Origin of the sequence: Streptomyces sp. B5E4 (assembly GCF_039871555.1) — a bacterium.
Classification (GTDB): domain Bacteria; phylum Actinomycetota; class Actinomycetes; order Streptomycetales; family Streptomycetaceae; genus Streptomyces.
The window spans coordinates 1-10365 of record NZ_JBDPMI010000061.1; the positions used below are offsets into that span (position 1 = coordinate 1).

A 10365-nucleotide genomic window follows, 5' to 3' on the forward strand; every position below is an offset into this window, starting at 1 on the left:
CCCACGGCGTCTCCGCCACCGACCCCCGCACCGTCCCCCGCACCACGTTCGCAAACCCCAGGAACCGCGCCACGAACTCGTCCGCCGGCCGCTCCCACACCTCCACCGGCGTACCGGTCTGCGCGACGCGCCCCTCCCGCATCACCACCACCCGGTCCGACAGCGCAAACGCCTCCCCCTGGTCGTGCGTGACCGCCAGCACCGTCGTACCCAGCCGCCCGAAGAGCTGCCGCAGCTCCACCACCAGCCGCTCCCGCAGCGAGCGGTCCAACTGCCCCAGCGGCTCGTCCAGCATCAGCAACCGCGGCGACGGCGCCAGCGCCCGCGCCAGCGCCACCCGCTGCTGCTCCCCGCCCGACAGCGCCCCCACCGCCCGCCGCTGCGCCCCGGGCAGCCCGACGAGTTCCAGCAGTTCGGCCACCCGCTCCCGGGCCGCCGCCCGCGGGGCCCCGTGCATGCGCGGCCCGAAGGACACGTTCCCGCCCACGTCCCGGTGCGGGAACAACTGCTGGTCCTGGAACATCAGCCCGACCCCCCGCCGGTGCGCCGGCACCCCGGCCAGGTCCCGCCCGCCGAGCAGTACCCGCCCGCCGGCGACGGGCTGCAGCCCGGCCACCGCCCGCAGCAGCGTGGACTTGCCGCTGCCGCTGGGTCCGAGGACGCTGACGACCTCGTGGTCCGCGACATCGAGGGAGATCCCGTCGACCGCCGCGCGGGCCCCGTAGCGCACGGTGACGTCGTCGAGTACGAGCATCAGAACTCTCCCGCCTGGTTCTTACGGACCCGTTCCAGCAGCAGCAGCGAAGCCGCGCACACCGCCATGAGGATGGTGCTCAGCGCCATCGCCTGCCCGTAGTTGGTCTCGCCGGCCCGTCCGAGGAGCCGGGCCACCGCGACGGGCAGCGTCGGCCGGTCGGGCCCGGCGATGAAGACGGTCGCCCCGAACTCGCCGAGGGAGACCGCGAAGGCGAAGCCGGCGGCGACGAGCACCGCCCGCCGCACCAGCGGCAGGTCGACCTCCCGCCAGGCCCGCAGCGGTGACGCCCCGAGGACGGCGGCGGCTTCCCGCAGCCGGTCGTCGACGGCGCGCAGCACGGGCAGCATGGTCCGTACGACGAACGGGACGCCGACCAGCGCCTGCGCGAGCGGCACGAGGATCCAGGAGGATCTGAGGTCGAGCGGCGGGGTGTCGAGGGCGATGAGGAAGCCGAACCCGACGGTGACGGCGGAGGTGCCCAGCGGCAGCATCAGCAGCGCGTCGAAGCCGCGGACGAGCGGCCCGGCGCGGCGGGTGACGGCGGCCGCGGCGAGGCCCCCGACGGCGACCGCGATGACGGTGGCGACGGCGGCGTAGGCGAGGGAGTTGCCGACGGCCTCCAGCGGCGGGACGGCGAAGGTGCCGTCGCTCTCCTGCAGCGCGCAGTAGAAGCCGAGGCCGTGGCCGTCCGGGGTGGCGAAGGAGCGTTCGACGAGGACGGCGAGCGGCGCGAGGAGCAGGACGGCGACGACGGCGACGACGCCGCCGAGGAGGGCGCGTTCGCCGGCGCCGCGGGGGCGGCGGGCGGTGGTCTCGGGGTCGACGAGGCGCAGCGCGGTCTCCCGGCGGCGTACGGTCCAGGCGTGCACGGCCAGGACGGCGGCGACGGCGGCGAGTTGGAGGAGGGAGAGGACCGCGGCGGTGGGCAGGTCGAGGAAGTCCGCGGTCTGCCGGTAGATCTCCACTTCGAGGGTGCTGTAGGCGGGACCGCCGAGGATCTGGACGACCCCGAAGGAGGTGAAGGTGAAGAGGAAGACCATGAGGGCCGCGGCGGCGACGGCGGGCCCGAGCGCGGGCAGGGTGACGTGCCGCCAGGCGGCGAGGCGGCCGGCGCCGAGGACCCGGGCGGCTTCTTCCTGGCGGGGGTCGAGCTGGGCCCACAGGCCGCCGACGGTCCGTACGACGACGGCGAAGTTGAAGAAGACGTGCGCCAGCAGGATGGCCCACACGCTGGTGTCCAGCCGGGTGCCCCACCAGCCGTCGAGGACGCCGCCGCGGCCGGTGAGCGCGAGGAACGCGGAGCCGACGACGACGGTGGGCATCACGAACGGCACGGTGACCAGGGCGCGCAGCAGTTGCTTGCCGGGGAAGTCGAAGCGGGCGAAGACGTACGCGGCGGGCAGCGCGAGGACGAGGGTGAGCCCCGTGGAGGCGGCGGCCTGCCAGAGCGTGAACCACAGGACGCCGAGGATGTCGGGGTCGCCGAGGACGTCGGGGATGCGGCCGAACTGCCAGCGGCCGCCCTCGCGCAGGCCGCGGGCGACGATGGCGCCGACGGGGTAGGCGAAGAAGACGGCGAAGAACGCGGCGGGGACGGCCATGAGCGCGAGCCGTCCGGCCGCCCCGCGTATCCGGCGGCGGCCGGCGCCCGTTCCCGTGTCTCCCCTGCCGCGTCCCGCGGCCCGGGTTACTTCACGACCAGCGAGGTCCACGTCTTGATCCACTGCTCCCGGTTGTCGTCGACGGTCGCCGGGTCGAGGGTGTGCGGGTCGGCGATCTCCTCGCCGTAGCGGGTGAAGACCTCGGGCAGTTCGGTGTTCTCCCGCACGGGGTGGACGAACATCTGCAGCGGCATGTCCTTCTGGAACCGCTCGCCGATGAGGAAGTCGATGAGGGCCTTGCCGCCTTCGGTGTTGCCGGCGTTGGCGAGCAGCCCGGCGAACTCGATCTGGCGGAAGCAGGTGCCGGTGGCCACGCCGGTGGTGGCTTCCTCGGGCTGCGATTCCATGTCGAGGACGGGCGGGCTGGAGGCGTACGAGACGACGAGCGGCTTGTCGCCCTTGCCGGCGCCGGAGAAGCGCTCGTAGTACGCCTGCTCCCAGCCGTCGACGACCTCGACGCCGTTGTCCCGCAGCCGGCTCCAGTAGTCCTCCCAGCCCTCGTCGCCGTACGCGTCGGCGGTGGCGAGGAGGAAGGCCAGGCCCGGGGAGGAGGTGGCGGCGTTCTCGGTGACGAGGAGGTCCCGGTAGCGGGGGTCGGCGAGGTCGTCGAAGGTCTGCGGCGGGTCGAGGTTCTTCTCCTCGAAGTACGCGCGGTCGTAGTTGACGCACACGTCGCCGTAGTCGACGGGGGTGACGCGGTGTTCGCCGGCGTCGAGCTGGAGTTCCCCGGGTATGCGGTCCAGCCCCTTCGCTTCGTACGGCGTGAAGATCCCGTTGTCGAGGCCGCGGGAGAGGAGGGTGTTGTCGATGCCGAAGAAGACGTCGCCCTGGGGGTTGTCCTTGGACAGGACGGCCTGGTTGACGGCGGAGCCGGCGTCCTTGCCCTTGAGGATGTCGACCGTGTACCCGGACTGTTTCTCGAACGCCTTGAGGACGTCGTCGGAGACGGCGAAGGAGTCGTGGGTGACGAGGGTGACGCTCTTGCCGTCCGGGCCTGACCCGGATCCGTCGCCGGAGTCCGAGCCGCAGGCGGCCAGGCCCAGGGCGAGGGACGCGGCCAAGGCGGTGGTGACGATGCGCTTCATCGGGCTGCTTTCGTGGCGGCGGGCAGCCCGGGCAGCAGCAGAGTCTCGACCGAACTTCCTACCCAGAATGACCTGGGCGAGGTTCGAGGGTCTGCGGCCTGGACGGTGCCGCACTCTCAGCGCTGCGAGCGCTCCCCTGTCGGTGTGTACAAATGAACGATATCAGGCTGGTGCGTCGGCCGCGGAGGCGGCGAGCTGCCCGCAGGCTCCTTCGATCTCCTGGCCGCGGGTGTCCCGTACGGTCACGGGCACGCCGTGGGCCTCCAGGGCGGCGACGAAGGCCCGCTCGTCCTCGGGCCGGGAGGCGGTCCACTTGGAGCCGGGCGTGGGGTTGAGCGGGATGAGGTTGACGTGCGCGCGGCGGCCCTTGAGGAGGCGGCCGAGGAGGTCGGCGCGCCAGGCCTGGTCGTTGATGTCCCTGATCAGCGCGTACTCGATGGAGACGCGGCGGCCGGAGCGGGCGGCGTACTCCCAGGCGGCGTCGAGGACCTCGCGGACCTGCCAGCGGGTGTTGACGGGCACGAGGGTGTCGCGCAGCTCGTCGTCGGGCGCGTGCAGGGAGACGGCGAGGCGGCACTTCAGGCCCTCGTCGGCGAAGCGGTGCATGGCGGGCACGAGGCCGACGGTGGAGACGGTGATGCCGCGCTGGGAGAGCCCGAGGCCCTCGGGCTCGGGGTCGGTGAGGCGGCGGATGGCGGACAGCACGCGGTTGTAGTTCGCCAGCGGCTCGCCCATGCCCATGAAGACGATGTTGGACAGCCGCGCGGGGCCTCCCCCGGAGCCTTCGGCCCGGGCGGTGCCCCCCGGGACCTCGCCGTCGCGCAGGGCGCGCATGCCGTCGACGATCTGGTGGACGATCTCGGCGGTGGACAGGTTGCGGGTCAGCCCGGCCTGGCCGGTGGCGCAGAACGGGCAGTTCATGCCGCACCCGGCCTGGGAGGAGATGCACATGGTGACGCGGTCGGGGTAGCGCATGAGCACCGACTCGACCAGCGTGCCGTCGAAGAGCCGCCACAGGGTCTTGCGGGTGGTGTCGCCGTCGCAGCTCAGATGCCGTACGACGGTCATCAGCTCGGGCAGCAGCCCTTCGGCGAGCTTCTCCCGGGACCCGGCCGGCACGTCGGTCCAGCCGGCCGGGTCGGTGGCGTAGCGCGCGAAGTAGTGGCGCGAGAGCTGCGTGGCACGAAACGGCTTCTCCCCCAGCTCGGCGACGGCGTCGCGGCGCTCGGCGGGGGTGAGGTCGGCTAGGTGCCGCGGCGGCTTCTTGGCACCACGGGGGACGGCGAAGGTGAGCTCTCCTGGCTTCGGCATAGCCGTACCAGTGTCGCAGACGGATTCACCCCCGCCCGCCTTAACCCCAAATGCCCGAATTCGCCCGCTCAAGCGCGCTGATGGGCGAGCCGTGGCCGTCGCCCACGGGGGCCGCCCCGCCGCCCGGCGACCCGTGGTCGTCGCCCATGGGCGCGACGCCCCAGTCGTGTTCCGCGGGTGCGGCCCTGTCGCTGCCCTGCCAGTCCAGGAGCGGCGCGACGGTGCCGCCGGGTGCGCCGGGGCCGTCGCCTGCCGCCGCCGTGGCGGTGCCCACCGCCACGCCCCCGGTCGCCAGCAGGGCCACCGCCGTCGCGCGCGCCGCCGTGTGCTTGATCCTCATCGAAATCCCCCTTGGGTCGCGGACATCCGCCACCACCGTGCCCACCCGCCCGGCGCGGCTCACAGATGTTTCGGCCCTCGCCGAAACCGCACAGGGGGAACGCGGCGGTCAGCCCCCGCCGACGAAGATCACCATCAGCAGCCACACGACCGGCGCCGTCGGCAGCAGCGAGTCCAGCCGGTCCATGATCCCACCGTGGCCGGGGAGCAGCGTGCCCATGTCCTTGATGCCGAGGTCGCGTTTGATCATCGATTCGGCGAGGTCCCCGAGCGTCGCGGAGGCGGCTGCGGCGGCGCCCAGCAGGAGGCCCTGCCACCAGCGGCCGTCGTCGATGAGCAGTTCCATGCACACCGCGCCCGCCGCCATCGCGAAGGCCAGCGCGCCGCCCAGCCCCTCGCGGGTCTTGCCGGGGCTGATGCGCGGGGCGAGTTTGTGGCGGCCGAACTTGTAGCCCACGGCGTACGCGCCGGTGTCGCTGATCACCGTGAGGATCAGGAACGTCAGCACCCGCTGCGGCCCGTCGTCGTCCGCGGCGAGCATCAGCGCGACGAAGCTCGCGAGGAAGGGCACGTAGAACGCGGCGAAGACGCCGGCGGTGACGTCGCGGAGGTAGTCCTCCGCGGGGCGCGTCAGCCGCCAGACGGGGACGGCGAGGGCGGTGAGCGCGAGTGCCGCCCCGGCGCCCTCGGCGCCGCGCGCGTACCCGGCGATGACCATGGCGATGCCGCCGAGCGCCAGCGGCACCAGCGGCGTGCGGATGCCGCGGCACTCCGCCAGCCGCGACGTCAGCTCCCACAGCCCGACCGCCACGGCGACGACGATGACGCCGAGGAAGAGCACTTTCACGACGAACAGCGTGGCCAGCACGATGGCGCCGAGGCCGAGCCCGACGCCTATGGCCGCGCCGAGGTCCCGGCCGCCGCGGCGCCGCTTGGGAGCGGGCGGCGGCGGGGCGGAGGCGTCGCCCGGGACGCCGGGTCCCCCGGAGGGACCTGGGGAGGGTTCGTCGGCAGGGGCGTCGCCGGACACGATGGGCATGCGCGGAGTCTGCGCCCTTTCACCCCCGCCGTACACGGGACCCGCCGGGGCCCCCCTGGAGGAGTCGTTCATCAGACCTCGAGCAGCTCTGCTTCCTTGTGCTTGAGCAGCTCGTCGACCTGGGCCACGTACTTGTGGGTGGTGTCGTCGAGCTCCTTCTCGCCGCGGCGGCCCTCGTCCTCACCGATCTCGCCGTCCTTGACGGCCTTGTCGATGGCCTCCTTGGCCTTGCGGCGCACGGAGCGGATGGCGATCCGCGCGTCCTCGCCCTTGGCCCTGGCGACCTTGATGAACTCCTTGCGGCGCTCCTCGGTGAGCTGCGGGAAGACCACCCGGATGATGTTGCCGTCGTTGGAGGGGTTGACGCCGAGGTCGGAGTCGCGGATCGCCTGCTCGATGTTGCGCAGGGCGGTCTTGTCGAACGGTGTCACCACCGCCATCCGCGGCTCCGGCACCGAGAACGACGCCAGTTGGTTGATGGGGGTCTGAGCCCCGTAGTAATCCGCCGTGATCTTGTTGAACATCGCCGGATGGGCCCGCCCGGTGCGGATCGCGGCGAGGTCCTCCTTGGCGACCACGACGGCCTTCTCCATCTTCTCCTCGGCTTCGAGGAGGGTCTCTTCGATCACCACTGGCTCCTGGTCTCTTCTGTGAGCGGGACGGGAGTGCCCCCGTCCGCCCGTACCATGCCTGCACGGTGTCCGACCGGCAGGCCGTTGTCCATCCCTCAGACCCGGCTGCCGTGCGCGCTCACGAGCGTACCGATCTTCTCACCCCGCACCGCCCGGGCGATGTTGCCCTCCTTCAGCAGCTCGAAGACGAGGATGGGCAGTTCGTTGTCGCGGCACAGGGTGACGGCCGTGGCGTCGGCGACCTTGAGGTCACGGGTGATGACCTCGCCGTATCCGAGCGCGTCGAACTTCACCGCGTCGGGGTTCTTCTTGGGGTCGGCGTCGTAGACCCCGTCGACGCCGTTCTTGCCCATGAGCAGCGCCTCGGCGTGGATCTCCAGGGCACGCTGCGCGGCGGTGGTGTCCGTCGAGAAGTAGGGCATGCCCATGCCGGCGCCGAAGATGACCACGCGGCCCTTCTGCATGTGCCGGATGGCGCGCAGCGGGATGTACGGCTCGGCGACCTGGCCCATCGTGATCGCCGTCTGCACCCGGGAGTCGATGCCCTCCTTCTCCAGGAAGTCCTGCAGGGCAAGGCAGTTCATGACCGTGCCGAGCATGCCCATGTAGTCGGAGCGGGCCCGGTCCATGCCGCGCTGCTGCAGTTCGGCGCCGCGGAAGAAGTTGCCTCCGCCGATCACCACCGCGATCTCGTACCCGTCGCGGACGACGGCCGCGACCTCGCGGGCGATGGCGCGCACGACGTCCGGGTCGACGCCGAGGTCCCCGCCGCCGGAGAACGCCTCGCCCGACAGCTTCAGCAGGAAGCGCGAGCTGTCCCTCTTCGTGTGGTGGCCGTTGTCCGCCTTCTCCTGGTGGCCGTGGTCCGCGTCGGCGTCCTCGTTCATGAAGTCTCCTCGTGCGCATGCGAAGGAGGCCATCGCCGTGGGGTTCTCATTCACCCGTTCCCGGCAATGGCCTCCTCGTCACTTCCGCGGCCCGGCGGCGGTCCCCCGCACCGGCCCGCAACAACTCAACCCGACCCTAGCGGCGCCGGTGGCCGTTCGCCGCACACCGTGCGCGCCGTGCCCCGTGGCGACCCGCCGTGCGGCGCATCACCTCGCGGCACGTGCCGTGCGGTCGCGCTTACGCGCGCCGGGCGGCACGGTGGCGCCGGCGCTCAGGCGCCGACGCGGATGCGCGCGAAGCGGGTCACCTGCACGCCCGCCTCGCCGAGCACCTTCTGCACCGACTTCTTCGGGTCCTTGGCGAACGGCTGGTCCACCAGCACGTTCTCCTTGAAGAAGCCGTTCACACGGCCCTCGACGATCTTCGGCAGGGCGGCCTCCGGCTTGCCCTCCTCGCGGGACGTGGCCTCGGCGACGCGGCGCTCGTTCTCCACCGTGTCCGCCGGGACGTCCTCGCGGGACAGCCAGCGCGGGCCGAAGGCGGCGATGTGCTGCGCCACCTCCTTGGCGGTCTGCGGGTCGGCCTTGTCCAGCTCGACCAGCACACCGACCTGCGGCGGCAGGTCCGGCGAGGTGCGGTGCATGTACGTGCCCACGTAGGCGCCCTCGAAGCTCGCGAAGCGGTCGAGGACGATCTTCTCGCCGAGGGTGGCGTTGGCCTCGTCCACGTACGTCTGGACGGTCTTGCCCTCGATCTCGGAGGCGAGCAGCGCCTCCAGGTCGGCCGGCTTGGTGGCCGCGACATGCTCCGCGAGCGCGTTGGCGACGGCGACGAACTTGTCGCCCTTGGCGACGAAGTCGGTCTCGCACTTCAGCTCCAGCAGCACGCCGGAGGTGTTGTCGTCGGCGAGCACGGAGACGACGGCGCCGTTCTCGGCGGAGCGGCCCTCACGCTTGGCGACGCCCTTCTGGCCCTTGACGCGGAGCAGCTCCACGGCCTTGTCGACGTCGCCCTCGGCCTCTTCCAGCGCCTTCTTGCAGTCCATCATGCCGGCGCCGGTGAGCTCCCGGAGCTTCTTGACGTCGGCGGCGGTGAAGTTCGCCATGATTGGGTGGTTTTCTCTTCTCGACGGGTGACTGGGATCGGCGGATCAGGCCTGCGGGGCGTCGCCGGAGGGCTGCGCGACCTCGGTGGCCTCGGTGGCCTCTGCGACCTCGGTGGCCTGCTCGGCGGCCGGGGCGGGGGTCTCGTCGGCCTGCTCGGCGTCGGCGACCTTGGCGGTCTCGGCGGAGGTCTGCACCTCGGCCTCGGCGGCGGCCTCGTCCGTCTTCTCGGCCGGCGTGGCCGGCGCCGTCTTGCCGTCCTTCTCGCCGGCGAGAAGGTCGCGCTCCCACTCGGCGAGCGGCTCGGCGTCGGTCTTGACGGCCTTCTCGTCACCGGTGGCGGCACCGGAGCGGGCGATCAGACCCTCGGCGACGGCGTCGGCGATGACGCGGGTCAGCAGCGTGACGGAGCGGATCGCGTCGTCGTTGCCCGGGATCTTGTAGTCGACCTCGTCGGGGTCGCAGTTGGTGTCGAGGATCGCGACGACCGGGATGCGCAGCTTGCGCGCCTCGCCGACGGCGATGTGCTCCTTCTTCGTGTCCACGATCCAGACGGCGCTCGGCACCTTCTGCATGTCGCGGATGCCGCCGAGGGTCTTCTCCAGCTTGGCCTTCTCGCGGGAGAGGACGAGCAGTTCCTTCTTGGTGAGGCCGGAGGCGGCCACGTCCTCGAAGTCGATCGCCTCGAGCTCCTTGAGGCGCTGCAGCCGCTTGTGGACCGTGGAGAAGTTGGTGAGCATGCCGCCCAGCCAGCGCTGGTTCACATACGGCATGCCGACCCGGGTGGCCTGCTCGGCGATGGCTTCCTGGGCCTGCTTCTTCGTGCCCACGAACATGATGGTGCCGCCGTGCGCGACGGTCTCCTTCACGAACTCGTAGGCGCGGTCGATGTACGACAGCGACTGCAGGAGGTCGATGATGTAGATGCCGTTGCGCTCGGTGAAGATGAAGCGCTTCATCTTCGGGTTCCAGCGGCGGGTCTGGTGCCCGAAGTGGACGCCGCTTTCCAGCAGCTCCCGCATCGTGACGACGGCCATGGCCGTACTCCTCGTGTGTCTCGGTTGTGCGCGGCAGCCGGTCGGCCGCCGCTCCTGACGCCCCTGCGCGCCGCCCCACCGGCGGGGAGCCGGGGGACCGAGTGACGCGGCCACCTTCAGGCAGGTGGCGGGGCGTGCGAAGTCGACCCGGAGAGCCGGGTCGCCACCAGAAGTGTACGGGACGGCGTCACCCGCCTGCGCCACGGAGCCCGGTCCCCGGGCGGCTGTCCCAGGGAAGCGCGGCCCCGGGTTGTCCACAACCGACCGGTTATCCACAGAATCCGTCCATGATCTCCGAGCACCCCGGCCCCCCGCCAAGCTGTCCCCATGAACGGACGACGCGAACCCCGCACAGCCGGCGTCGCGGGACGCGCGGCGCGGTGGGCGCTTGCCGTCGGGCTTGCCGCGGCCCCGACGGCGGACGCCTGGCCCTCACCCCCGTTCACAACGACGGACACGGTGGCGGACGCCTGGGCGAACACGGTGGCGGAGGCGGGCGGGGCGGGGGAGGGG

At 72.0% G+C, this 10365-nt stretch carries 10 protein-coding genes, 1 pseudogene and 1 riboswitch; of the genes and pseudogenes, 1 reads left to right on the forward strand and 10 read right to left on the reverse strand.

Features of this window, described 5'->3' with window-relative positions:
• The 10 genes from ABGA99_RS36305 to rpsB form a co-directional block, all read right to left on the reverse strand.
• A partial coding sequence (locus tag ABGA99_RS36305) for an ABC transporter ATP-binding protein (protein ID WP_347584271.1) occupies window positions 1–754 on the reverse strand: 754 nt, incomplete at its 3' end.
• Entirely contained in the window at window positions 754–2358 is a 1605-nt protein-coding gene (locus ABGA99_RS36310) for an iron ABC transporter permease (RefSeq protein WP_347584272.1), read from the reverse strand. The genes ABGA99_RS36310 and ABGA99_RS36305, both read right to left, overlap by 1 nt.
• An 86-nt stretch (window positions 2359–2444) precedes the next feature.
• On the reverse strand, window positions 2445–3503 hold the full coding sequence (locus ABGA99_RS36315; RefSeq protein ID WP_347580298.1) for a thiamine ABC transporter substrate-binding protein: 1059 nt from the start codon (window positions 3501–3503) through the stop codon (window positions 2445–2447).
• Window positions 3504–3540: 37 nt separating this feature from the next.
• Window positions 3541–3651: riboswitch (TPP riboswitch) on the reverse strand.
• A 14-nt stretch (window positions 3652–3665) separates the two neighbouring features.
• A complete protein-coding gene (gene rlmN, locus ABGA99_RS36320; RefSeq protein ID WP_347580299.1) occupies window positions 3666–4814 on the reverse strand; it encodes a 23S rRNA (adenine(2503)-C(2))-methyltransferase RlmN in 1149 nt (382 codons plus the stop codon).
• 40 nt (window positions 4815–4854) lie between these two features.
• Entirely contained in the window at window positions 4855–5154 is a 300-nt protein-coding gene (locus ABGA99_RS36325) for a hypothetical protein (protein ID WP_347580300.1), read from the reverse strand.
• A gap of 108 nt (window positions 5155–5262) precedes the next feature.
• A complete protein-coding gene (locus ABGA99_RS36330) occupies window positions 5263–6192 on the reverse strand; it encodes a phosphatidate cytidylyltransferase (protein WP_347580301.1) in 930 nt (309 codons plus the stop codon).
• 71 nt (window positions 6193–6263) lie between these two features.
• Window positions 6264–6821: a ribosome recycling factor gene (gene frr, locus ABGA99_RS36335; RefSeq protein WP_347580302.1), complete on the reverse strand. Its 558-nt coding sequence runs from the start codon at window positions 6819–6821 to the stop codon at window positions 6264–6266.
• Between the two features lie 98 nt (window positions 6822–6919).
• Entirely contained in the window at window positions 6920–7711 is a 792-nt protein-coding gene (gene pyrH, locus ABGA99_RS36340) for a UMP kinase (RefSeq protein ID WP_347580303.1), read from the reverse strand.
• 272 nt (window positions 7712–7983) lie between these two features.
• Complete coding sequence (gene tsf, locus ABGA99_RS36345) at window positions 7984–8817, reverse strand: translation elongation factor Ts (RefSeq protein ID WP_347580304.1); 834 nt, start codon at window positions 8815–8817, stop codon at window positions 7984–7986.
• A 45-nt stretch (window positions 8818–8862) separates the two neighbouring features.
• The gene (gene rpsB, locus ABGA99_RS36350; protein ID WP_347584273.1) at window positions 8863–9852 is read right to left on the reverse strand and encodes a 30S ribosomal protein S2; all 990 of its coding nucleotides are present in this window, start codon (window positions 9850–9852) and stop codon (window positions 8863–8865) included.
• A gap of 327 nt (window positions 9853–10179) precedes the next feature.
• Between rpsB and ABGA99_RS36355 the strand changes: the two are divergent.
• A pseudogene (locus tag ABGA99_RS36355) lies at window positions 10180–10365 on the forward strand (hypothetical protein); the annotation flags it as partial.

Excerpts from the sequence above, each read along its gene's own strand:
- pyrH (WP_347580303.1), bottom strand. The coding sequence starts at position 7,711 with ATGAACGAGGACGCCGACGCGGACCACGGCCACCAGGAGAAGGCGGAC.
- rpsB (WP_347584273.1), bottom strand. The coding sequence starts at position 9,852 with ATGGCCGTCGTCACGATGCGGGAGCTGCTGGAAAGCGGCGTCCACTTC.
- ABGA99_RS36315 (WP_347580298.1), bottom strand. The coding sequence starts at position 3,503 with ATGAAGCGCATCGTCACCACCGCCTTGGCCGCGTCCCTCGCCCTGGGC.
- tsf (WP_347580304.1), bottom strand. The coding sequence starts at position 8,817 with ATGGCGAACTTCACCGCCGCCGACGTCAAGAAGCTCCGGGAGCTCACC.
- ABGA99_RS36310 (WP_347584272.1), bottom strand. The coding sequence starts at position 2,358 with ATGGCCGTCCCCGCCGCGTTCTTCGCCGTCTTCTTCGCCTACCCCGTC.
- ABGA99_RS36325 (WP_347580300.1), bottom strand. The coding sequence starts at position 5,154 with ATGAGGATCAAGCACACGGCGGCGCGCGCGACGGCGGTGGCCCTGCTG.
- ABGA99_RS36330 (WP_347580301.1), bottom strand. The coding sequence starts at position 6,192 with ATGCCCATCGTGTCCGGCGACGCCCCTGCCGACGAACCCTCCCCAGGT.
- rlmN (WP_347580299.1), bottom strand. The coding sequence starts at position 4,814 with ATGCCGAAGCCAGGAGAGCTCACCTTCGCCGTCCCCCGTGGTGCCAAG.